Origin of the sequence: Micromonospora sp. NPDC023966 (genome assembly GCF_040639095.1) — a bacterium.
Classification (GTDB): domain Bacteria; phylum Actinomycetota; class Actinomycetes; order Mycobacteriales; family Micromonosporaceae; genus Micromonospora.
Map to the genome: position 1 here is coordinate 166,342 of NZ_JBEZZJ010000006.1, position 22,360 is coordinate 188,701.

21 protein-coding genes are annotated in these 22,360 nt (G+C 75.1%); 6 read left to right on the top strand and 15 right to left on the bottom strand.

Annotation, left to right across the window (positions count from 1 at the left end; all coding sequences use genetic code 11):
• Positions 1-13: 13 nt before the first annotated feature.
• The 5 genes from AB0F68_RS12310 to AB0F68_RS12330 form a co-directional block, all read right to left on the bottom strand.
• The gene (locus AB0F68_RS12310; protein WP_357335748.1) at positions 14-1,234 is read right to left on the bottom strand and encodes a bifunctional RNase H/acid phosphatase; all 1,221 of its coding nucleotides are present in this window, start codon (positions 1,232-1,234) and stop codon (positions 14-16) included.
• 5 nt (positions 1,235-1,239) lie between these two features.
• Positions 1,240-1,977: a C4-type zinc ribbon domain-containing protein gene (locus AB0F68_RS12315; protein WP_357335751.1), complete on the bottom strand. Its 738-nt coding sequence runs from the start codon at positions 1,975-1,977 to the stop codon at positions 1,240-1,242.
• Positions 1,974-2,804, bottom strand: coding sequence for a Nif3-like dinuclear metal center hexameric protein (locus tag AB0F68_RS12320; RefSeq protein ID WP_357335927.1), 831 nt, complete (start codon positions 2,802-2,804; stop codon positions 1,974-1,976). Before AB0F68_RS12320 ends, AB0F68_RS12315 begins: the two co-directional genes overlap by 4 nt.
• 128 nt (positions 2,805-2,932) lie before the next feature.
• Positions 2,933-3,514, bottom strand: a complete 582-nt coding sequence (locus tag AB0F68_RS12325) for a flavoprotein (protein WP_357335753.1) — start codon at positions 3,512-3,514, stop codon at positions 2,933-2,935.
• A 16-nt stretch (positions 3,515-3,530) separates the two neighbouring features.
• Positions 3,531-4,757: a helix-turn-helix domain-containing protein gene (locus AB0F68_RS12330; protein ID WP_357335755.1), complete on the bottom strand. Its 1,227-nt coding sequence runs from the start codon at positions 4,755-4,757 to the stop codon at positions 3,531-3,533.
• Positions 4,758-4,998: 241 nt separating this feature from the next.
• Here AB0F68_RS12330 and AB0F68_RS12335 point away from each other — a divergent pair, with 241 nt between their 5' ends.
• The gene (locus AB0F68_RS12335; protein WP_357335757.1) at positions 4,999-5,670 is read left to right on the top strand and encodes a bifunctional DNA primase/polymerase; all 672 of its coding nucleotides are present in this window, start codon (positions 4,999-5,001) and stop codon (positions 5,668-5,670) included.
• A gap of 263 nt (positions 5,671-5,933) precedes the next feature.
• On the opposite strand, the gene AB0F68_RS12340 is transcribed toward AB0F68_RS12335, so the two are convergent.
• The 5 genes from AB0F68_RS12340 to AB0F68_RS12360 are packed head-to-tail and all read right to left on the bottom strand — an operon-like array spanning position 5,934 to position 12,156.
• Positions 5,934-6,659, bottom strand: coding sequence for an FAD:protein FMN transferase (locus AB0F68_RS12340; RefSeq protein ID WP_357335929.1), 726 nt, complete (start codon positions 6,657-6,659; stop codon positions 5,934-5,936).
• Positions 6,660-6,703: 44 nt separating this feature from the next.
• Positions 6,704-7,285, bottom strand: a complete 582-nt coding sequence (locus AB0F68_RS12345; RefSeq protein WP_357335760.1) for an FMN-binding protein — start codon at positions 7,283-7,285, stop codon at positions 6,704-6,706.
• A 13-nt stretch (positions 7,286-7,298) separates the two neighbouring features.
• Positions 7,299-8,714 carry a ferric reductase-like transmembrane domain-containing protein gene (locus AB0F68_RS12350; RefSeq protein ID WP_357335762.1) on the bottom strand — a complete coding sequence of 472 codons (1,416 nt, stop codon included), beginning with the start codon at positions 8,712-8,714 and terminating at the stop codon, positions 7,299-7,301.
• The gene (locus AB0F68_RS12355) at positions 8,711-10,084 is read right to left on the bottom strand and encodes a DUF1501 domain-containing protein (protein ID WP_357335931.1); all 1,374 of its coding nucleotides are present in this window, start codon (positions 10,082-10,084) and stop codon (positions 8,711-8,713) included. The genes AB0F68_RS12350 and AB0F68_RS12355 overlap by 4 nt, the downstream gene beginning before the upstream one ends.
• A 14-nt stretch (positions 10,085-10,098) precedes the next feature.
• Entirely contained in the window at positions 10,099-12,156 is a 2,058-nt protein-coding gene (locus AB0F68_RS12360; RefSeq protein WP_357335764.1) for a DUF1800 domain-containing protein, read from the bottom strand.
• Between the two features lie 451 nt (positions 12,157-12,607).
• Between AB0F68_RS12360 and AB0F68_RS12365 the strand changes: the two genes are divergently transcribed.
• A complete protein-coding gene (locus tag AB0F68_RS12365; protein ID WP_355349829.1) occupies positions 12,608-12,865 on the top strand; it encodes a DUF3040 domain-containing protein in 258 nt (85 codons plus the stop codon).
• Here the strand turns inward: AB0F68_RS12365 and AB0F68_RS12370 are convergent.
• Together AB0F68_RS12370 and AB0F68_RS12375 are read right to left on the bottom strand one after the other, a co-directional pair.
• A complete protein-coding gene (locus AB0F68_RS12370; protein ID WP_357335767.1) occupies positions 12,860-13,882 on the bottom strand; it encodes a hypothetical protein in 1,023 nt (340 codons plus the stop codon). The two genes, AB0F68_RS12365 and AB0F68_RS12370, sit on opposite strands and share 6 nt — an antisense overlap.
• Complete coding sequence (locus AB0F68_RS12375) at positions 13,879-17,133, bottom strand: DEAD/DEAH box helicase (protein ID WP_357335769.1); 3,255 nt, start codon at positions 17,131-17,133, stop codon at positions 13,879-13,881. Before AB0F68_RS12375 ends, AB0F68_RS12370 begins: the two co-directional genes overlap by 4 nt.
• A 63-nt stretch (positions 17,134-17,196) precedes the next feature.
• Here AB0F68_RS12375 and AB0F68_RS12380 point away from each other — a divergent pair, with 63 nt between their 5' ends.
• Positions 17,197-18,069: a carbohydrate kinase family protein gene (locus tag AB0F68_RS12380; RefSeq protein ID WP_357335772.1), complete on the top strand. Its 873-nt coding sequence runs from the start codon at positions 17,197-17,199 to the stop codon at positions 18,067-18,069.
• Between the two features lie 7 nt (positions 18,070-18,076).
• Here the strand turns inward: AB0F68_RS12380 and AB0F68_RS12385 are convergent, their stop codons facing one another.
• Positions 18,077-18,598 (bottom strand): DinB family protein, encoded by a 522-nt coding sequence (locus tag AB0F68_RS12385; RefSeq protein ID WP_357335774.1) that lies wholly within the window; start codon positions 18,596-18,598, stop codon positions 18,077-18,079.
• Positions 18,599-18,682: 84 nt separating this feature from the next.
• Here AB0F68_RS12385 and AB0F68_RS12390 point away from each other — a divergent pair, with 84 nt between their 5' ends.
• Entirely contained in the window at positions 18,683-18,889 is a 207-nt protein-coding gene (locus AB0F68_RS12390) for a hypothetical protein (protein WP_357335776.1), read from the top strand.
• A gap of 7 nt (positions 18,890-18,896) precedes the next feature.
• Here AB0F68_RS12390 and AB0F68_RS12395 read toward each other — a convergent pair whose 3' ends face one another.
• Together AB0F68_RS12395 and AB0F68_RS12400 are read right to left on the bottom strand one after the other, a co-directional pair.
• Positions 18,897-20,045, bottom strand: coding sequence for a polysaccharide pyruvyl transferase family protein (locus AB0F68_RS12395; RefSeq protein ID WP_357335779.1), 1,149 nt, complete (start codon positions 20,043-20,045; stop codon positions 18,897-18,899).
• Positions 20,046-20,118: 73 nt separating this feature from the next.
• Positions 20,119-20,697 carry a TetR family transcriptional regulator gene (locus AB0F68_RS12400; protein ID WP_357335781.1) on the bottom strand — a complete coding sequence of 193 codons (579 nt, stop codon included), beginning with the start codon at positions 20,695-20,697 and terminating at the stop codon, positions 20,119-20,121.
• 92 nt (positions 20,698-20,789) lie between these two features.
• Here AB0F68_RS12400 and AB0F68_RS12405 point away from each other — a divergent pair, with 92 nt between their 5' ends.
• Both AB0F68_RS12405 and AB0F68_RS12410 read left to right on the top strand, forming a co-directional pair.
• Positions 20,790-21,368, top strand: a complete 579-nt coding sequence (locus AB0F68_RS12405) for a dihydrofolate reductase family protein (protein ID WP_357335783.1) — start codon at positions 20,790-20,792, stop codon at positions 21,366-21,368.
• Positions 21,369-21,408: 40 nt separating this feature from the next.
• Complete coding sequence (locus AB0F68_RS12410; RefSeq protein ID WP_357335785.1) at positions 21,409-22,344, top strand: phosphotransferase; 936 nt, start codon at positions 21,409-21,411, stop codon at positions 22,342-22,344.
• The last annotated feature ends 16 nt before the right edge of the window (positions 22,345-22,360 follow it).

Genomic DNA, 22,360 nt, shown 5'->3' on the forward strand with positions numbered 1-22,360 from the left:
GACGTCCAAAGGTTCAGAGGTCGGCGAGGTGGGCGGTGTCGTTGACCGAGCGGACCGCGACGCCGCCGTCCGGGTAGAGGTCGAGCACCGAGACCCCCGCCGTGTCCAGGTAGAGGCGGTGCAGGAACGCGTCGCCGGCCGCGAGGGCGTCGCGCAGCACCAGCTTGATCGGCGATACGTGCGAGACCACCACGACGGTCTCCCCCGGGTACGCCTTCCGCAGCCGGTCGACCGCCCGGCCGGTCCGCTCGGCGACCGCGGCGAACGACTCGCCCTCGGGCGGGGCGACCCTCGTGGAGGCGAGCCAGGCGTCCAGTTCCCCGGCCCAGCCGTCGCGCACCTCGGCGAAGGTGCACCCCTCCCAGACCCCGAAGTCACACTCGATCAGGTCGTCGTCGGGGCGTACCGGCGGGTTGCCGACCAGCGCGGCGATCGCCTCGGCGGTGGCCGTGCACCGGGACAGCGGGGAGCTGACCACGGCCGCGACCGACGGCGCGAGGGCGGCCACCCGGGCGGCGGTCGCGCGGGCCTGGGCCCGGCCCCGGTCGGTCAGCGGCACGTCACCGCGGCCCGAGTAGCGCTTCTGCACGGTCCGCTCGGTCTCGCCGTGCCGGACCAGGATCAGCCGGGTGGCCTCCTCGGTCGGGCGCGGCTCCCAGGAGGCCGGCGTGGTGGCCGGGTCCGTGCCGGTGGCCCGGCCGGTGGCGGCGCGGGCGGCCACCTCGCGGGCCGCGGCCCGGGCGGCCGAGTCGGGGGTGGCCACCTCGCGCGGCGGCTCGACGATCCGCGGCGACTCCACGACGGGCCGGGTCGGGGCCAGGCCGGCCGCCGCGTCCATCGCCGCGTTCGCCAGCGCGTCGGCGTGCTTGTTGCGCTCCCGGGGCACCCAACTGAACCGCACGCTGGCGAACCGGCCGACCAGCCCGGCGGCCTGTGCGGCGAGCGGCCGCAGCCCGGGGTTCTTGATCTGCCAGCGGCCGCACATCTGCTCGACCACCAGCTTGGAGTCCATCCGGGCCTCGACCTCGGCCGCGCCCAGCTCGGCGGCGGCCTCCAGCCCGGCGATCAGGCCCCGGTACTCGGCCACGTTGTTGGTGGCCGTGCCGATCGCCTCGGCGCGCTCGGCCAGCACCTCGCCGGTCGCCGGGTCGCGGACCACCGCGCCGTAGCCGGCCGGCCCCGGGTTGCCGCGGGACCCGCCGTCGGCCTCCACCACCACCGCGCGCACCGCCACGACGGCTACAGCCCCGACTCGTTGGTCCGGACCATGATCCGCCGGCACTCCTCGCAGCGGACCACCTCGTCCGGGTCGGCCTTGCGGATCCGGGCCAGGTCGGCGCCGGAGAGTTCCAGCCGGCAGCCCCCGCAGCGGGCGCCGGTGAGCAGCGCCGCGCCGAGCCCGGTGTCCGTGCGGATCCGGTCGTAGAGGGCGACCAGGTCGGCCGGGAGGTCGCCGGCGAGCGGCTGGCGCGCGCTCCGCTTGAACTCCTCCTCCTTGGCGATCTCGCCGAGGCTCTCGTCGCGGCGCTGCTCGGCCGCGACGCGCCGGTCGCGGGCCTCGGCGATCCGCCGCTCGACGCCGTCCAGCACGCCCTGCGCGGTCTCCCGCTGCTCCATCATCTCCAGCTCGGCGTCCTCCAGGTCGTTCTGCCGGCGGTTCAGCGAGGCCAGCTCGTGCTGGAGCGCCTCCAGCTCACGGGCCGGGCCGCTGCCCGCGGCCAGCCGGTCCTCGTCCTTGCTCTTGCGGGCCCGGACCTGGTCGACGTCCTTCTCCAGCCGGGCGATGTCCCGGTCCAGGTCGTCCACGGCCACCTGGGCGCGGACCCGCTCGTCCTCCAGCGCGGAGAGCTCGCGCGCCAAGGCCTCCAGCTCGGCCAGCTCGGGCAGCGTCCGGCGGCGGTGGGCGAGCTGGGCGAGCGCGGTGTCGATCGCCTGCAGGTCGAGCAGGCGGCGCTGCACCTTGGGGTCAGCCTTCACGGTCGGGGCTCCTTGTCGTCCGGTCGGGGTGCGGCGGCGTGCACGGTCCACGGGTCGGTGTCCAGGTCGGACACCACGGTCTCGAGGCCCAGCTCGTCCCGGAGGTGGGCGGCCAGGTCGTCCAGCCAGGGGCGCTCGGTCGCCCAGTGGGCGGCGTCCAGCAGGGCCGGCCCGCCGGCGGCGAGGTGCTCGCCGGCGGGGTGGTGGCGCAGGTCGGCGGTGAGGAACGCGTCCACCCCGGCCGCGGTCGCCTCGGCGAGGAAGCTGTCCCCCGAGCCGCCGCTGACGGCGAGGGTACGAACCATACGCCCGGGATCCCCGGCGGCGCGAACTCCCCAGGCGGTGACGGGGAGCACGGCGGCGGCCTGCCGGGTCAGCTCGGCCAGGGTCAGCGGGGCGGGCAGCTCCCCGATCCGGCCGATGCCCCGGCCGGGCCCGGCGGCGGGCGAGCCGGGGGGCGGGGGGTGCAGCGGGCGCAGCCCGGTCAGCCCGAACCGGGCGGCCAGGGCGTCGGACACCCCGGGGTCGGCCACGTCGGCGTTGGTGTGCGCCACGTACAGCGCCACGTCCGCCTTGATCAGCCGGTGCACGATCCGCCCCTTGTACGTGGTGGCGGCCACCGAGGAGACCCCACGCAGCAGCAGCGGGTGGTGCGCGACGATCATGTCGGCCCCGGCGGCGAGCGCCTCCGCCACCGTCTCCGGGACCACGTCGACCACGCAGGCGACCCGCCGGACCGGGGTGGCCGGCTCGCCGAGCACCAGGCCGACCCGGTCCCACTCCTCGGCCCAGGCGGGCGGGTAGCGGCGGTCCAGCGCGGCCACCACGTCAGCGACCGTGGGCGGCGATCCGGTTGTGCTCACGGCCGGCCAGCTTACCGGCGTCGGGGCCTCGTGCGGGCCGCCTGGCCCGGACCGGGCCGGCGGGCGGATCCCGCCGGCCGGTGCGGAGCCCGTCAGCCGACCGGGGCGACCGGGCGTGGCGCGCCGCGCAGCGCGGCCAGGCCGGCTCCCCACGGAAAGGCGTCCAGGTGCCGCTCGCCGGTGCCGGGCGGGTGCAGCGGCACGACGTGGTCGCCGAAGACCACCCGGACCCCCCACTCGCGCAACCGGACCAGGCTGGCCCGGAACGCCGGGTGCGCGGCCATCGCCACGTTCGTGTACGGCACGGCGGCGATCGGCACGCCCATCCCCTGCCCCTCGACCAGCAGCCCGAGGGCGAGCGTGTCGGCGATGCCGACCGCCCACTTGTTGACGGTGTTCACCGTCGCGGGGCAGACCAGCATGGCGTCCGCCGGGGGCAGCACGTCCGGGTCGCCCGGGTTCTTGTAGTAGGTACGGACCGGGTGGCCGCTCTGCCGGGCCAACGCCGTCCGGTCGACGAACTTCGCCCCGTCCGGCGTGGTGACCACGCAGACCTGCCAGCCGTCCTGCTGGGCGAGGTCGACCAGCCGGCCGACGTGACGAGCCAGCGGCGAACCGCAGGCGATGACGTAGAGCACCGGACGGTGCCCGTTGCTGGTGTGCGGACCGGTCATCCGACCGGCGCCGTGCTCATACTCCGACTCCCATGTGCTCAGCCAACTCCGCGATCGGCGAAGGCGGCGCACCCCGTGTGCGACGGAGCACGTCCGACATCACCTCGTGGGCGATGGGCCGGCAACGGATCTCGGAGGGCGCGAGCCGGTCGCCGCGGAGGAGCATGTCTCCCGCGTTCGCGACGTCGCCGATCTGGGCGAAGCCGCGGGCGATGTCCAACAGGTGGTGCGCGCGCCGCTCGGGCAGCAGCGCGTTGAACGCGGGCTCGGCGAGGCGGTGGTGGGTCTCCACCGCCCGGCCGCCGTCGCCCAGCTCGACGGCCGCGGCCGCCCGGTGCAGCTCCAGGTTGGTCGGGCCGAACGAGGTCCAGTAGTGGTTGTGGTCCCCGCCGAGCAGGGTGGCCGCCTCGGCGGCCCCGGTGAGCAGGTCGTCCACGGTCGCCGAGTCGCCGATCCGGGCAGCGGCCATCGCGCCCTGGAGCAGCAGCATGCCGTAGACGGAGAGGCGTTCCGGCCGGACGTCGTTCTCGCCGCCGGGGGCGAGCCGGTTGGCGATCCGCACGTTGAGTTCGAGCGCCGGGCGGGGGCGGCCCATCGCGACGAGGGCGTTGCAGACCCGGGTGGTGGCGATGCCGGCGAGCAGGGGGTCGTCGGCCCGCTGGGCGACCGCCATCGAGCGGTCGGCGGCCAGCCAGGACAGGTCGCACTCGCCGAGCTTGCGCAGCACCGAGGACGCGATCTGGTAGACCTGCCCGAGCAGGTGGGCGGCCTCCCGGGCCTGGTCGCCGCGGTAGCCGGCGTCGGCGGCCTGGGCGTCGCGCAGCAGCTTGGGCAGGGCGCGGGTGAGCATGCCGTAGCGGCCGTACTGGTAGGTGAGCCAGGCGTGGTTGACCGCCTTGCGCATGTCGGTCAGCGGCGGGGGGTAGGGCGCCGCGTCGAAGTAGGCGCTCATCGAGTCGTAGCGCTCCAACGCGGCCCGGATCTCCTCGACCTCGACCTGGTCGATGCAGTTGAGGGCGTCGCTGCGCCGCTCCGGGTCCTTGCCGAGGAGCAGTTGCACGTCGACCTGGAGGATGTCGGCGATCTCGTAGAGGACGGAGAACTTGTCCAGCCGCCGGACGCCGCGCTCCACCTTGTCCACCCAGCTCTTGGACTTGCCGAGCCGGTCGGCGAAGACCTGTTGGGACATCTTGCGCCGGCTCCGCCAGTACGCCACCCGCCGGCCTATGGGTAGCTCATCCATCTCCCCATCCCTCCCCCTGCCCGCGTCCGACTGATGTCCCCCGGTCGACCATCGCAACGGTCCGTCGGTTTCAGGTTTTCGCTGGTCGCACAGTCTGTACGTCGGCCGTACAGCCAGTTCTCCTAGTTTTCGTGCAAGTTGCATCAGCCGTTCGTCAGCTCAACGAGCGTGGGTTACGGCAGTGACGGTGTTCGACGTGTGGTGTGTGGACAGTTCGGGCGGGCGAGAGGGGATGACACACATGTGGGGGAATGTCGGACCGCGCGTCGCTCACCTGTCGCCGCTGGAACGGGTCCGGCTGCGCCGGGTCGCCGTCCGGTACGCCGCGCACGGCTGGGAGGTGACCCCCGGCGCCTGCCTGGCCAACAGCCGCTTCGTCTGCGGCCGGGCCGGCTGCCCCACGATCGGCTGCCATCCCGCACTGGAGAACTGGGAGCACGCGGCGAGCGCCGACCCGGCCCGGGTGGCCACCTGGTGGCGCAACCGCCCGCACGGGGTGCTGCTGCCCACCGGACGCGCGTTCGACGTGCTGGAGGTCGCCGCCCACCTGGGCCGGCGCGTGCTGGACACGATCGCCACCCACCCGGCCGGCTTCGGCGTACGCGGCCCGGTGCTGGTCACCCCCACCGGCCGCTGGATGTTCCTGGTCCGCCCCGGCGACCCGCTGCGCCCGGAGCTGGAGCACTGCTTCCACGTGGTCCGGCACGGTCCCGGCTCGTGGATCCCGGCCCCGCCGACCCGGCTGCCCGAGGGGACGGTGCGCTGGGCGGTCGCCCCCGAGCAGGCGCGCTGGCGGCTGCCCGACTCGTACCTGGTGCAGAACGCGCTGATCGAGGCGTTACGGGCCGCCGGGGTCACGCTCGCCTCCGAGCTGCTCCCCGGCCAGCTCCCCCTCCCCCGGCGCGGCTGCTGACCGACGGCCCCCGGACAGCGACCTCACCGGCGTCGCACTCGTTGTGCCTGCTGAGGGCGCACGCGCGCCAGAGCGGGGGTGGAGGATGTCCGGGGACGACGCGGCCCGCCACAGCGGCGGCACCGAGCCACCGCGGCACCGGCGCCGCCCGTACCGCTGGGGGTTCACCCGCCCGTGGGGCACCCGGCCCCGGGGCTCCCGCCCCCGCGGCTCCCGTCCGGCCACCACCCACCGCCCCCTCCGCTGAGCCCCGCCGCTGACGGTCAGTCCGTCACCGGCAGGGTGCGGGAGCCCAGCAGGCGGGCGTCGTCGGTCACCACCGCGTGCCGCCAGGGGTCGGGCAGCCGGTCCAGCCAGGCGATGCCGGGCTCGCCCATGGCGACGGCGGCGGTGGCGTAGGCGTCGGCGACCCCGAGGTCGGGGCCGACCACCGTGACCGAGCGCAGGCCGGCGGCCGGGGCGCCCCGGCGCGGGTCGATGACGTGGTGGCCGCGCTCGTAGACGCCGGAGGTGGCGACCGCCAGGTCGGTGCCGGTCAGCACCAGGCAGGTGGCGGCCGGGTCCCAGGGGTGCCGGACGCCGATCCGCCACGGCCCGCCGGCGGCCGCGTGGCCGCGTACCCGTACGTCACCGCCGGCGTTCAGGCAGTGGTTCGGGGCGCCGGCGGTCACCAGCCGGTCCGAGGCGACCTGCGCCGCCCAGCCCTTGACGTAGCCCGACGGGTCCAGCCGCCCGGTGGCGTACGCGTCGAAGAAGCCGTCGGTCCCGGTCCACAGGTCGGCGCAGCGCTCCAGCACCGCCCGCAGGTCGGCGGAGGCCTCGGCGAGCGGCAGCTCGCCCCGGTCCAGGCGGCACACCTCGCTGTCCGCCCGGTAGGTGCTGAACCGCGCGTCCACCTCGCGCAGCCAGGCGAAGGTCCGCTCGGCCAGCTCGTGCAGGGTGGCGGCGGGCAGGTCGTCGGCCAGGTCGAGGCTGATCGCCGTACCCATGATCTGCTCGACCCGGCGCAGGCCGGGCCGCGCCCCGGCCACCCTCACGCCTTGTCGATCGCGGCCTGCAGCGACCGCTTGTACGCCGTGCTGGTGTAGGTGGCCCCGGAGACGGTGCTCAGGTTGGCGCCCTGCTTGGCGACCACCTCGCCCGAGCTGCCGCTGTAGCGGGCCTGCACGTCGTCGCTGCGCAGCCCGGACTGCCCGTCCAGCGGCATTCCGAGGCCGGTGGCGTCGACGATGCGGCTGCCGCTCAGCGTGATCCGCACCTGGAGCGAGCCGTACTCGTAGGTGACCACCGGCCCGGTGACCGTGCGGGTGGTGGTCCGCGGGGCGGTGGTCCGCGGCGCGGCGGTGGTGGTTCGCGGGGCGGCCCGGGTGGTCCGACTGGCCGGGGCGCGGCTGGCACCGGCCCGAGGGCTCGGCTTCGCCGACGCGCTCGGGCGGGCGGAGGGGGTGCCGCCGCCCGGGGTCGGGCCGGGGGCCGGCGAGCCGGCGGGCACGACGGGGGCCTCGGCGACCGGCCGGTCCTGGGCGGCCTGGCCGGCGCCCGGGGCGCCCTTGAGCACCACCAGCGCGGTGGTGCCGGCGGCCAGGCCGGTGATCGCGAGGAACGCGCGACGCATGGGCGGGGCCTCTCTACAGCTCGAAGGTGGCGCGGTGGATCTGCCGGCGGGGCACCCCGGCTTGGCGCAGCGCCCCGACCGCCTCCTCGACCAGGCCGCCCGGGCCGCACAGGTAGACGTCGCGACGGGTCAGGTCGGGCAGCAGCCGGCGCAGCCCCTCCGGGCTCATCACCTGCCGGGGGCCGGGGTCGTCGCGGGAGCCGATCACGTACCAGACCGAGGTGTGCCGGGCCTGGGCGAGCCAGTCCAGCTCGTTGTGCAGCAGCACGTCGGCCGGGGTGCGGGCGCGGTAGATCAAGGCCGCCCCGGGCGGCAGCTCCTCCAGCATGGCCCGCAGCGGGGCGATGCCGCTGCCCCCGGCGATCAGCAGGGCCCGCTCCCGGGTCCGGTGCGCCGCCGTGAAGGTGCCGGACGGCCCCTCCGCCCAGACCCGGGTGCCCGGGGTGAGATCCCGCAGGTCGGCGGTGTGCCGGCCGACGACCTTCACGGTGAGCCGCAGCCAACGGCCGTTGCCCGCCGCGGAGAGCGAGAACGGGTGCGACTGCCACCAGCAGCCGGGGTTGAGGAAGCGCCAGCGGAAGTACTGCCCGCCGAGCAGGTCGATCTGGTTGAGCCGGTAGCCGGTCAGGTAGATCGAGATGGTGTCCGGGCTCTCCGCCACCACGTCGGCGACGCGCAGCCGGTGCCGCAGGTTGAAGCGCAACGGGGCGATCAGCCGGCCCCACACCAGCGCGGCCACCACCAGCAGGTAGGCGGCGATCCAGCCGGTGCGCACCGGGCCGGGCCCGTAGAGCTGGGCGCCGTTGCTGAACTGGTGCCCGTAGCCGAGCAGCAGGGCCAGGTAGCTGGTGAGGTGCAGGTGGTACCAGAGCTCGTAGGGCAGCTGCCGGCGGACGCCCCGGACCGCCGTGCAGCCGACCGCCACCATGATGCCGGCGGCCACGAAGGCGGAGACCATGTCCTCGTAGTGGGTCAGCAGGGCGCCGACCTGGCCGAGGATCGAGTTCTTCTCCAGCCGGGCGTAGCCGACCACCAGCAGGGCCAGGTGGGCCAGGACCGCCACCAGCAGGGTGGCCCCGACGTCCCGGTGCACCCGGGAGAGCCGCTCGCCGCCCAGCCAGCGCTCCAGCACACCGAGCCGGCTCATCATCAGCACCTGGACCAGCAGCAGGTAGCCGGCGACCAGGCCGGTGATCCGGCCGGCCGCGGTGAGTACGGCGGTGGTGCCGGCCAGCGAGCCCGGCGGGGTGGCGAGCCACCAGGGCAGCACGGCGGCGACCAGGCCGAGCCAGAACGCGGCGGCCAGCGCCCGCCGCCCGCCGGGCCCGCGGCGCGGCCGGCCCGGAGGTACGGGGGCAGCCGGACGGCCGCCGTACGGGGCGGATGCCCTCGTACGGCGGCCGGCGGCGTAAGTGTCCTGATAGGTCACGCGTACAGCTTCACGGGGGTGTACTTCTGCCGGGGGAAGACCTTGTCCACCTGCGCGGTCGTCAGCCCGAACCGGCCCTGCGCGACGGACCCGTAGACGTTGAACATGTTGTTGTACTCGGGTACGTCTCCGCTGTCGAGATCGTTCAACCCGTTCCACGTGCCGAGGAGCGAACCGGCGAGCTTGCGCCCGGACAGGATGGTGACCACGCCGCCGTGCCCGTGGTCGGTGCCGCCCTGGTTCGAGGCGACCCGCCGGCCGAACTCGCTGGACACCATGATCGTCACGTCGGCGGCCCGGTCACCGAGGTCGGTGAAGAACGCCGCCATGGAGCTCGCCAGCTCGTTGAGCCGCCGCCAGAGCTGGCCGCCCTCGCGGGTGCCCTGGTTCTCGTGGGTGTCGTAGCCGCCCATGCCGACCGTCGCCACCCGGACGTTCGCCCCGCCCTTGATGAGCTGGGCGAGCTGCTGGAAGGCGTAGCCGACGCCGTCGTACTTCACCCCGGCGGCGGCCTGGTACGGCTTCGCGGCGAGCTTCTGCGCGGTGGCCAGCGCCCCCATCCCCTCGATCACCGCCTCCTCCACCGGGTGGTTGATCCCGGTGAAGAGCCCGCGGATCGCCTTCTCGGTGGCGGCGCGGTACCGGTCGTCGCCGTTGAGCCGCAGCTCCCCGACGTTGTTGAGGGAGATGGCGCCGTTCACGCCGACCAGCGAGCGGGGCAGGGTGCTGCCGATGCCGACGCTGCGGAACGCGGTGCCCTTGCCGAGGGTGTCGACCAGGCTGTCCAGCCAGCCCCGGCCGCCGGTCTCGCCGGGCAGGCCGCCCAGGTTGCAGGCGTCAGCCGCCTGGAAGTGGCTGCGGGACAGCCGCGGGTCGGAGACCGCCGGCACGAAGCCGAGCTGGCCGGCCTTGAGCCACTGCTCCAGCGGGGCGAACGCGCTGGTCAGCTTGAAGCCGCGGCCGAGGGCCAGCGAGTCGTTGCCGAGCAGCAGGTCGGGGCGGGTCCTGTTGAGCACCGGGTCGTCGGCCGGGGCGACCAGGCTCAGCCCGTCCAGCCCGCCGTAGAGGAAGACGTGGATCAGGGTGCCGGTCTTCGTCGCCGCGAAGGACGCCGAGGTGGTGACGAACTGGGCGGTGGCCAGGGCGGTCGCGGTGGCCGCGGCGCCGGCGACGAAGGTACGCCGGGTGACGCCCCGGCCGTCCTGCTGGGCCTCCTCCAGCTCCTCCAGCCGGCGGTACCGGTCGGCCTCGGCGGCGTTCTCCGCCGCGACGATGTCCGCCTCCGCGCGCAGCAGCGCCTCGGCCGGGTTGTCGGCCAGCCGCCGCAGGTCGGGGCATTCGGGGTGCAGGGGGTACGGGTTCACGGTCATCTCCATCGAATGCCTCACCGGAGGTGGTGCTGGGGGGACGCGAGGATCGTCCGCGCGACCGCGGCGATGGCCCCGTTGAAGGTGGCGTCGACCTTGGCGCCGGCCGACACCCCGGCGACGCCGAGCACGAGGGCCTTCTCCTTGGCGCTCAGCTTCTGGTGCACGAGCCGCTGGGCCAGTGCGTCCACGTACGCCCCGGCGGTCGCCGGCGGCTTTGCCACCAGCTTCTCCGGCTTGACGAAGGTGAACTGCTTGCGCCAGCCGCCGATCAGGTCGCCGGCCTCGTTCCAGCCGTCGACCATGGTGCCGGCGGAGGTCCAGGCCACGTAGACGTCCGCGTAGCCGTCCGGGGTGGGCTTGCCCATCGGGTACTGGCCCAGCTCGCGCAGCTTGTCCTGGATCTGCCGCAGCCCCTGGGCGTACGGGGTGCGCCGCTTGTCGCCCTCGAAACCGGCGGACGCCTCCGGCCCGACGCCAAGCGACCGGTACGTGGCGACCAGGTACTCCATCGGCCGGCGGACCTTCTGGCCGACCGCGGCCCAGAACTCCGACGAGCTGAACAGGGTGGCCAGCACCGGCCGGATCTGACCCTTGTTGGTGGTGTAGGCCTTGGCCAGCCGGTCCACCAGCGACTTCGGCGGGGTGTCGGAGACGAACCGGGTGGCCAGGCTCCGGGCCACGTACTGCGCGGTCGACTGGTGCTGCGCGATGTAGGTGATGTACTGGTCGATCACCTTGTCGGCGGCCTTCGGGTCGGCCGAGTTGTTGGCGTGGCTGAACCCGAGGATCTTGACCTTGCCGAGGTAGTGCCGGTCGGCGTGGAAGACGTACTTGCCGTCGGCCACGCCCCGGCCGGTCTGCAGCAGGGCGGCCTGGCGGACGTCCTTCTCGGTGTAGCCACCGTCCACACCGACCGAGTAGAGCTCCAGGTTCTCCCGGGCCAGGTTCTCGTTGACCGCGTCCTTGCGCGAGTCGGTCTGGTTCAGGTAGATCAGCAGCGCCGGGTGCCTGTTGGCGGCGACCAGCATCTCCGGGTAGCTGCCCAGCGCGTGCTTGCGGATGACGTCCTGGTCGAAGGAGTTGCGGTAGATCTCGCCGCCGTCGAAGTCGGCCGCCACGTGGAGGAAGTCGTTCCAGAAGTCGACCATCACCTCGAAGAGCTGGCGGTCGGACCAGATCTGCCGCGCGATCGTGGCATCCACCGTCTCCCGCTCCGGCTGGGCCCCCCGCTCGTTGAGCTGGTCCCGCTGGTCGCGCAGCTGGGTCGGGGTCAGCTTGAGCGTGGGCAGCTCGGCCAGCTTCAGCTCGGCCTTGGTCGGCGCGATCTTCTCCGGCTGGAGCTGCTGGCGCAGCCAGTCGTCGATGCCGAGCCGCTTGATGTCGGCGAGCACCTTCGGCGTGGCGCCGAAGGTGGCCCGGCTGGCCAGGTGGCGGATCGGGTCCTTGGCGAGCACCGTCTTGACGGTCACCTGCGTGGCCGCCGCGGCCGCCGCCGGGCTGGCGAAGATCCGGCCACCGGACGGGGCGTTGCGCTTGAGCGCCGCGCCGGCCCGGGAGCCCATGTAGCTCTCGTTCTGCTCGGTGTAGGTGCGCACCGTGCTCGGCTGCTGACCGCCGGGACGGGCGGCGGTGCCGTCGGTGACCACCGTGCCGGTCGCGTCGCCGGCCACCGGGTCGTCGGAGAACAGGCCGCGGACCCGCGGGGACAGGGCCAGGGCGGCGCCACCGGCGACCACCGCGGCGCCGCCGAGCGCGGCGAGGGCACGACGCCGGCCGCGGCGCGGCTCGTCGTCGTCGTCCAGGTTGGGCAGTCCCGGGCCGGGCGGCGGGGCGTACCCGCCGGACGGCTGGGCATAGCCGCCGGACGGCTGCGCGTAGCCGCCGCCGGCGAAGCCGTCGGGCCCGACCCACTGTGGGCCAGGCCCCGGAGGCGCCGGGGTGGCGTAGCCGGCGGGCCCGGCGTAGGGCATGGCGTTGTCCAGGTCGCGGTACCCGTCCGGGTGGGGGTGCTGGAATCCGTCCCAGCCGCGGTCGTCGCGGGGTCGACGCGGTGGCACGTTCAGGTCGGCCATGTAGCTGTCCCGTTTTCTTCGAGCGCCGGCTCGCCTGCCACCCAGGGGTGGGCGGAGGGGCGGCGACGGTTGCCGGAGGAGTTGCTACGGGAAAGTAGCCAGGCGCTCCCAGCCGCTCAAGGCACGCCGATGGGGCCGGTGAGGGCACTTAAGACGGTGCTCAGGCCGGTCCTCCGGCGGCCGGTGGAACCCGTCCGGGCCGGCGGCCTCCGGAGCAGGGCCGAGCCGGACGGTGACCACCCGGACGTGACGTTTTCGACCGCCGCGACGCTGTTGGGGGCGTTCAATCACTGAGGGAAACTTAAGGCACGGATAAGCCCGTGCTGAGGTCTGCGACCGGTGCGTCCAGGCCCGTCCCGCTCGCCGAAACCAGCGGCAGCGGCGGCGCGTGACCCGCCTCCGTTGCGGGTATGCCGCCGAACCGCTGAAGCCGTGAGGGGAAGGCACCGCCATGCTCAGCAAAGAGGATCAGCGCAGGTTCGAACAGATCACCCGCCAACTGCGGGAGAGTGACCCGCAGTTCTTCGCCCGGCTCGACCACCGGGCCCGGGGCCGCCGAGGCCGGTACCTGATGCTGTTGACGATCGTGCTGTGGGCCTCGCTGCCGGCGATGACCGTGCTGGCCGGGCGGCTGGCCGGCGCGATCTGCGCCGTGGTGCTGCTCGCCAACGCCGGCCTCATGTGGCGGTTCCGCCGACGCTGGCTATGACCGCGGCGCCGGTGGCGGGTCGTCCGACCCCGCCGCCGCATCGCGGCGACCGAAATCCCGGGGCGCCGCTTCGCGACCAAACTCCCTGGGCGCCGCTTCGCGACCGAACTCCCGGTATGCCCGGCGGAGCCGCTCGACGAGGCCCGGGCCGCCGATCGCGGCCCCGGGCGGGCCGAGCTGGCGCAGCAACAGTTCCGGCCCGGTGGCCAGGGTGGGCGGCCGGTCCGGCAACGCCACCGGGGACAGCCAGAACCGGTCGAGCTCGTCGTCCGGCGGGACCGCCGGCAGACCGCCCAGCACCCGTCCCGCGCCGGCCACGGGCTGCGCCGCCGGCCGGGCGTCCGCGTCCGCCGGCACGGCCGGTACGTCCAGGGCCGCCGCCGGGCCGGCCGGTGCGCCGCCGGGGGTGGCGGCGCCGCGCAGCGTACGGAGCCGGTCGAGCAGCTCGCCCCGAGCCCGCCCGCGCCAATGCAGGAGCTGGAACGGGTCGGCGTCGAACGCCTCGGCGAGCAGGTAGAACGTGGCCGCGAGGTGCTTGCACGGCACCGCGAAGTCGGGGCAGCCGCAGTGCTGGCCCAGCTCGCCGACGGCGGCCGGGAAGAGCGGCGCGCCCGCCGCGGTGAACAGCTCCTCCAGCTCGGCCGGCAGGTCACCGGCGAGCAGCCGGGCGCTGAAGAACGCCTGCCCGGCCAGCTCCGCCTCGATCCGCTCCCACACCTCGTCCGGGTACGCGGCCAGCCCGATCCGCACCGGGTAGGGATCCGGCCGGGACCCCTGCACGGCGGCGGTGACCAGCCCGGGTGTGACGTCCAGCCGCAGCACCTGGCCCCGGCGCGCGTACGCCCGGCCCCGGGTGAGCCGGGTGCCGAGCGCGAAGGACTCCAGCACCTCCAGGAAGCGCCGGGACCACCACGAGCGCCCGATGGCGCCGCGGGTGCTGCGGGCCTTCAGCCCGCCCTCGACCCGCCGGGGCGGCCCGAACTCGGCGAACCGCGACCCTCCGTCCGGTGTGGTCACTCGACCACCGCCCCGGACTCCAGCGCGAACAGTTCGCGCAGGGTGTCGGTGGAGAGTTCGGTGACCCACTGCTCGCCGCTGCCCACCACCCGCTGGGCCAGGCTCCGCTTGTCGGCGATCATCGCGGCCACCTTCTCCTCGACCGTGCCGGCGCAGACGAACTTGCGGACCTGCACCCGGCGGCGCTGGCCGATGCGGAACGCGCGGTCGGTGGCCTGGTCCTCGACGGCCGGATTCCACCAGCGGTCCACGTGCACCACGTGGTTCGCCGCCGTGAGGGTGAGCCCGGTGCCGCCGGCCTTGAGCGAGAGCACGAAGAGCGGCGGGCCCTCCGGGGACTGGAAGCGGGTCACCAGGGCGTCCCGTTCGGCCTTGCCCACCCCGCCGTGCAGGAACAGCACCTCCCGGCCGGTACGCGCCGACAGGTGGCCGCGCAGCATGCCGCCGAACTCGGCGTACTGGGTGAAGAGCAGGGCCTTCTCGCCGGCCGCGAGCACCTCGTCGACGATCTCCTCCAGCCGTTCCAGCTTGCCGGAGCGGCCGGGCAGGGCGGAGCCGTCGTGCAGCAGCTGGGCCGGGTGGTTGCAGACCTGCTTGAGCCGGGTCATGGTGGCCAGCACCAGGCCGCGGCGTTCGATGCCGTCGCTGGACTCGATCTTCGCCATCATATCGTCGACCACCGCCCGGTAGAGCGCGGCCTGCTCAGCCGTGAGGTTGCAGAGCACCTCCATCTCCAGCTTCTCCGGCAGGTCGGTGATGATCGAGGAATCGGTCTTGAGCCGGCGCAGCACGAACGGCCCGGTGATCCGGCGCAGCCGCTCGGCCACCTCGGCGTCGCCGTGCCGTTCGATCGGCTCGGCGAACTTCTTCTTGAAGGTGGCGGCCGGTCCGAGCAGGCCCGGGTTGGCGAACTGCATGATGGACCAGAGGTCGGCGAGCCGGTTCTCCACCGGCGTGCCGGTGACCGCGACCCGGTGCCGCGCGGGCAGCGACCGCACCGCCTCGGCCTGCCGGGTGGAGGCGTTCTTGATCGCCTGCGCCTCGTCCACCACCACCCGGTGCCAGTCGATCCCGGCCAGCTCGTAGGCGTCCCGGGCGGCCACCCAGTAGGTGGTCAGCACCAGGTCCGCGGCGTGCACGGCGGCGGCGAACGCTTCGCCCCGGGCCCGTTCGGCACCGTGGTGCACGTGGACCCGCAGCTCCGGCGCGAACTTCGCCGCCTCACGCTGCCAGTTGCCGACCAGCGACATCGGACAGACCAGCAGCGTGGGCCCGGCCGCCGGCGGGTCCCCGGCGAGCAGCGCGAGCAGCTGCACGGTCTTGCCCAGCCCCATGTCGTCGGCGAGGATCCCGCCCAGCCCGAGGGACTGGAGGAAGGCCAGCCAGGCCAGCCCCCGCCGCTGGTACGGCCGCAGCGTCCCGGCGAACCCGGCCGGCGGGTCGGCCGGGGTGAGCCGCCGCTCCGCCTCCCCGGCCAGCAGCTCGCCCAGCGCGCCGTCGGCGGCCACCTCCAGCACCGGCAGCTCGCCGGGGCCCTCGGCCCCGGCCAGGCCCATCCGCAGCAGGTCGGCCACGGTCAGCTCGCCGGAGGAGCGGAGCAGCCGCAGCCCGGCTTCGAGCCGCTGCGGATCCAGCTCGACCCAGCGGCCGCGCAGCCGGACCAGCGGCGACTTCAGCTCGGCCAGCGAGGCCAGCTCCTCGGCGGTCACCGGCTGGTCGCCGAGGGCCACCTCCCAGCGGTAGTCGACCAGGGCGTCCAGCCCGAGCCCGCCGGAGGCCACGGCCACCGTGCCGGGCGCGGTCCGGCTGCGCGCCCGCAGCCGCGCCCCGAGCCGGGACGAGGAGCGCCGCCACCAGGAGGGCAGCAGCACCCCGAAGCCCGCCGCGTGCAGCACCGGCGCGCCCTCCCGCAGGAACCGGTGCGCGCCGTCGGCGTCCAGCTCCATGCCGTCCGGCGCGGCGGTGCGCAGCGCGGCGTCCAGCTCGGGCCAGAGCCGGCTGGCCCGGCCCAGCTCGGCCAGCAGGGTCTCCTGCGGGTCGACGCCGCGCGCGGCGAGCGCGGGCGCGGGCCGCTGCCAGATGTGCGCCGCGTCGACCACCAGCCCCGGCTCGTCGGTCGGGTGCAGGCCGAACTCGACCCGCCAGGCGCCGCCCTCGACCAGCTCGGCCACCGGATCGACGGGCGGCTCGACCAGGCGGAACGCCGCCCGCACCGGGCCGCCGGCGGCGTCACGCTGCCAGGCGTACAGCTCGGCCCGGAGGGTGTCCAGGGCGGCCGGCTCGGCGGCGAAGACCCGCTCCGGGCCGGTGAGGGCCGCAAGCCAGGCCGGCACCGGCCCGCCCGGGCGCATGCCCCGCGGCAGCCGGGTGTCGGCGAGAGCGGCCCGGGCGGCGGCGTCGACCAGCGCGTCCAGCGCCTCGGCCACCAGCTCCCCGGGCTCAGCGCCCGGCGCTGGCGGGGACGAACCGTCGGCTGCTGTGGGCGCATCCGTGGTCGCCCGAGCGACAACAGACGCACCCGGATCGCCGGCAGCCGGGTGCCATTCGCGGGCGGCGCGGGCGGCCGGGGGCAGGGCGAGGGCCAACGAGCGGGCCCAGGCGGCGTCCGTGCCGGTGAGCAGCGGGCGCCAGAGGGCCGACGCGGTCACCACGTCCGAGTCGTCGACCACACGCAGGCGCGCCGCCGGGCCCGGCGGGTCAGCCGGGTTGGCTGGTGCCGCCGGGTAAGCCGATGCCACCGGGCCTGCTTTTGCGGCCGTTCCAGACCTGGTCGAGACGGGGCCCGTGTCGGGATCGGCGAGTCCCGGCAGCACCCGGCCGCGGCTGACCAGGTCGGTGGCGAAGTCGGCCAGCTCGGCCAGGTGGCGCAGGCTCGCGCCGGGCACCGCCGCCCCCGCTGCCAGCGCCCGGAGCAGGGCGAACGCGGCGTCCGGGGCGTACGCCAGGGCGGGGACCCGCCAGCCGGCGCGGGTGACCGGCCCGCGGACCGGGTCCCCGACGGTGGTCCGGACCAGCTCGGGTGAGTCCAGCGGCGAGCCGGCCCGGGTGGGCAGGTCGAGCAGCACGGAGGCCGGCTCGCCCGCCGGGTCGCCGAGCGCGGCGGCGAGGGTGGCGTGGTCGGCGGCGAAGGGATGCGGCCGCTCGCGCGGGGCACGGCCCGGCCGGCGGGGCGCCCGGGCCGGCAGCGTGCTGTCCTCGGCCCAGACGGCGAGCCCGCGGCCGGACAGCCACAGCCCGTGGATGACCAGCACGCACTCCCCCTCAACGACGCCCGGGGCCAGGATAGGCGGCCGGCGCGGACTACTGTCGGCGCCATGGTCGATCTGCTCGTGATCGGCGGGTTGGGCGTGGACATCCGCGCCCAGGTGCCCGCCCTGCCCCTGCCGGCGGCCGACTCGCTGGCCGTGCCACCGATCGAGTTGCGTATCGGCAACACCGGGGCCGGGGTGGCACTGGCCGCGCACGCCCTCGGCCTGCGGGTGGCGCTGGTCGACGTGCTCGGGGCCGACCCGGCCGGCGACGTGGTCCGGGCGGCGCTGGCCCGCACCTCGGTACGCGCCGTGCTGGCCGACGCGCCGGCTGGCACCCGCCGCTCGGTGAACATGATCGACCCGGCCGGCCGGCGGATGTCGCTCTACGACCCGCGTCCCTGGTCCGGCCCGGCGCCGTTCGGCGAGGCGGAGCTGGCCGGGCTGGTGCGCGCGGCGGCGCACGTGCACGTCTCGATCATGGACTGGGCCCGGGACGTGCTGCCGACCGTGCGGGCCGCCCTCGGCACCGGGGTGTCCCTCTCCACCGACCTGCACGACTGGGACGGCGAGAACGACTACCACCGGCCCTTCGCCGACGCGGCCGACCTGGTCTTCGTCAGCGACGTCCGGCTGGGCGACCGGGCCGGGAAGGTGGCGGCCGGGCTGGCGCCGCGGACGGTGCTGGTGACCGGCGGGGCGGCCGGCGCCACCCTGCACGGCCCGGACACCCCGCCGGTCCACGTGCCCGCCACCACCCCACCGGCGGCCGTGGTCGACACCAACGGCGCGGGCGACGCGTTCGCCGCCGGCCTGATCGCCGCCCGGCTGCGCGGCGCCACCCCGCTCGGCGCGGCCCGGTACGCCGCCCGGGTGGCCGCCGCCGCCTGCACCCACGACGGCATGGAGTATCCGACCGGCCTGCTGCCCCGGGCCTGAGCCCGGATCAGATCGCCCCGGTCTCGCCGTCGGTCAGCTCGCGCAGGATGTCGGCGTGCCCGGCGTGCCGGGCAGTCTCCTCGATGAGGTGCACCAGCACCCAGCGCAGCGACACCTCGCCGAGCTGCGGGTGCGGCACCACGTGGTCGAGGTCGAACCGGGCGGCGACGGCCCGGGAGCGGGCGCAGGCGGCCCGGTAGGCGGCGGCCAGCCCGTCGACCGTCTCGCCCGGGTCGAGGGTGAAGCTGGCCTCGGCGTCGGCCTCGCTGGTGAGGTAGACGTCGCCCGGCCCGGGGGCGAACAGGCAGGGCAGCCAGTTCCGCTCCACCAGGGCCAGATGCTTGAGCAGGCCGGCGAGCGTGGTGCGGGAGGGCACCAGGCGGCGGGCCGCCTCGGCGTCGGAGAGGCCGCGCGCCTTGCGCAGCACCGTGGCGCGGTGGAAGTCGAGGAACGATTCGAGGATGGCCCGCTCGTCGCCCGTGCGGGCGAGGACCGGACCGAGGGTGGGGTCGATCGCCGGGTCCGCCATTCCCGGACCCTAGTCGCCCGGGCGGCCGGCCCGCTGCCCCGGCATCCCGCTGCGGGCCGGCGCTGCCCGGGGCAGGATGGGCGCATGGCATCCACGGTGCAGATCCCTATGGTGGGCGGCACGGCCGACGGCGAGACCGTCACCGTCGAGCTGGACAGCAACAATCGTCCGCCGCTGACCCACCACCACATCGGGCCGGAGGGACTGGCGCACGCGCAGATCTACGAGCTGGAGTCGGACGACCAGCGCGACCGTGGGTGGGTCTACACCTGGCGGGGACCGGCGGCCTGACGGCCGCTCAGGCCGCGGCCCGGCTCAGCGCCCGCGACCGGATGCTCTCCAGCACACCCCGGGTGACGTGGGAGGTCCCCCGGGCCTGCTCGCATACGGCGGCCACCCGCCGGGCGGTCTCGTCGGCCCGCCCCTCGCGCTCGTCCCACAACCGGTCCACCTCGGCCAGCAGCGGGCCCTCCACCTCACGCTCCACGCCGCGCAGCGCCGGCACCCCGAGCCGCTGGGCCAGGTCGAAGACCTTTCCCGCGTACGGCAGGGGCAGGAACGGCGTGCCCATCATGGCCGCGAAGATCAGGAAGTGCAGGCGCATGCCGACCGCCAGGTCGAAGTGCTTCATCAGGCCGAGCACCTGGCGGGGCGTGTAGTCGTTGTGCAGGATCCGGCCTCGCTCGGCGGCCACCATGTGCGACATCACGCCGTGCGAGTGCCGGATGTCGTCGCGTTCCATCGGCACGAAGAGCACGTACGCGTCGATCCGGTGCACCAGGAAGTCGCTGATCTGGGCGAGCAGCCGGTGGTAGCCGTCGACGTCGAGGCGTTCCGCCGCGCGGCCCGGTTCGCGGACGCTCAGCCCGACCAGCTGCTTGCCGGCCGGCACGCCCTCCTCGCGCAGCCAGCTCTCCGGGAACCCCTCCGGGGTGAGCAGGAACGCCGGGTCGGCGGTGACGGTGATCGGGTTCAGCAGCCCGGCCTCCTCCAGCACCATCCGGGACTCCTGGTCGCGCACGGTCACCTCGGTGGCCTGGCCCAGGGTCTCCCGCACCATCCCGGTGTCCACCCCCTCGCTGAGCGGGCCGACCCCGACCGCGTAGGTGAGCAGCGGCAGGCCGCGCTCCTGGGCGACCCGGACCACCCGCAGGTAGCGCCGGGCCTCCTTGTCGTAGAGGATCCCGCCGCCGCCTAGGACGAGCAGGTCGAGCTCGCCCAGGACCGCCGACGAGTCGACGCGGCTGACCCCCTCCCAGGGCACCGCCTCCACGTCCGGGTGGGCCAGCGCGGTGTGCGCCGGGTTCCGGGAGAAGACGATGATCCGGGCGTGCGGCTCCTGCTGACGCAGGTCGGCCAGGAGGCCGGTGAGGATGGCCTCGTCGCCCAGGTTGCGACCGCCGTACGAGCCGAGCACACCGATGGTCAGTCCGGCGCCATCCGTCATCGTCGCTCCTCCCCAGGTGCGTCCCGGCCAGCGTTCCCGCTGGCTGCGGCGACATACCTGGGCGGAGCGCGGGTCATCCGGTGACGCCGCCGACCAGACGGGAGACCAGGGCGGACACCACCTGATCGACGTCGAACCCGGCGTCGATCGAGGTGGTGAGCAGGTCGAGCAGGAGCCCGTCGACCGCGTAGTGCAGCAGGGCGACCTCGAACGCGCCGCCGGGCAGCCCGGCGGCGACGTGGAAGGCGACGTCGTCGGCGTACCCCCGGCGCAGCACGTCGCCGAGCGCGGCCCGCAGCTCGGGGCGGCGGGAGGCCTCCAGCCGCAGCTCGAACAGGGCGCGGGTGAGGTCGGGCTTGCGGGTGGTGCGCTCGACGATGTAGCGCAGGTAGTCGGTGACCAGCGCGAGGGAGGGCTCCCGCCGGCCGAGCTCGGCCAGCACCGCCGGGTCGGGCGCCATCCGGGCGAAGATCCGTTCGGCCAGCCCGGCGAGCAGCGCCGCCCGGGACGGGAAGTAGTTGGAGGCGGTGCCGGTGGGAACGCCCGCCTCGGCGTCCACCGCGCGGTGGGTCAGGCCGCGCGCGCCGGCGGCGGCGAGGACTCGCAACCCGGCGTCGGCGAGCAGGGTGCGGCGTTCCGGATTCCTGGCCATGCCCAGCACCCTAGCAATAACCACGACAGGTGTTGTACATTCTGCGCCGACCACGACAGCCGTCGTGGTTGATCCCGGACATCGGAGTCGGTTTGCGCAAGCTCGTGTACTACGTCGCCAGCACCCTCGACGGCTTCATCGCCGCCCCCGACGGGTCCTACGACTTCCTCCCGCTGGAGCCCGACGTGGCGGCCCACCTGGTCGCCGAGTGGCCCCAGACCCTCCCCACCTTCGCCCACGCCCAGTTCGGCATCGCCTCGCCGCCCACCGGCCGCTTCGACGCCCTGCTCATGGGCCGGGCCACCTACGACCCGGCGCTGAAGCTGGGCATGACCAGCCCCTACGCGCACCTCAAGCAGTACGTCTTCAGCCGCTCGCTGCCCCCGTCCGACGACCCGCAGGTGGAGATCGTCGACACCGACCCGGTGGCCTTCGTCCGCGAGCTGAAGGGACAGCCCGGCGGCGACATCTGGCTCTGCGGCGGCGGGCAGCTCGCCGGCCAGCTCATCGACGAGGTCGACGAGCTGGTGGTCAAGCTCAACCCGGTCGTGATCGGCAGCGGCGTCCCGCTGGTCGCCCGAGGCTTCACGCCGAGCCGATTCACCCTGGTCGACACCCGGCCGTTCGACAGCGGCGTGGTAATGCTGCGCTACACCGCCGGGGCGCGGTAATCGGTTGCCCCGGTGGGGCGGCGTCGCGCACGGTGGGGCGGTGACCAGCCTGACGAAGCGCCGGATCCGCTGGGCCGACCTGCCCGGGCCCGTCCGCGCCGCGGTCGAGGAGATCCTCGGCGACCGGGTGGTGACGGCGGAGTCGCAGCACGGCGGCTTCTCCCCCGGCACCGCCGACCGGGTCCGCACCGCCCGTGGCGGGCGGGCCTTCGTCAAGGCGGTCAGCCCGGCGCAGAACGACCGCAGCCCCACCCTGCACCGGGCGGAGGCGCGGATCGCCGCCGCGCTGCCACCGGCCGCGCCGGCGCCCCGGCTGCTCGGCAGCCATGACGACGGCGACTGGATCGCGCTGGTCTTCACCGACGTGGAGGGCCGGCACCCGGTCACCCCGTGGGACACCGGCGAGCTGACCGCCGTGCTGTCCACCCTGGAGGCGATGGCCGGGCTGCTCACCCCGGCCCCCGCCACGGTCGCCGCCACCGCGACGGAGCAACTCGGACACGACTTCGGCGGCTGGCGGCGGATCGCCGCTGACCCGCCCGCCGACCTCGACCCGTGGGCGCGGGCCCGGCTGCCCGAACTGTGCGCGGCCGCCGACCGAGGGCTGGCCGCGCTGGCCGGCGAGACGCTCTGCCACCTCGACGTCCGGGCCGACAACCTGCTGATCGGCCCGGACGGCACGGTCACCGTGGTCGACTGGCCGTGGGCCTGTCGCGGACCGGCCTGGCTGGACAGCCTGCTCGTTTTGGTCAACGTGCAGGTGCACGGCGGCCACGACCCGGAGGCGCTGCTGGCCGCCCTGCCGCTCGCCGCCGGGCTGGCTCCGGCCGACCTCACCGGGGTGCTGGCCGGGTTCACCGGCTTCTTCCTGGACGGCGCCCGCCAGCCGCCCCCGCCCGGCATCCCCACCGTCCGGGCGTTCCAGCGGTTGCAGGGCGACGCGCTGCTGCCCTGGCTCGCCCGCCGGCTCGGCTGACGGTTCGCCTCAACCA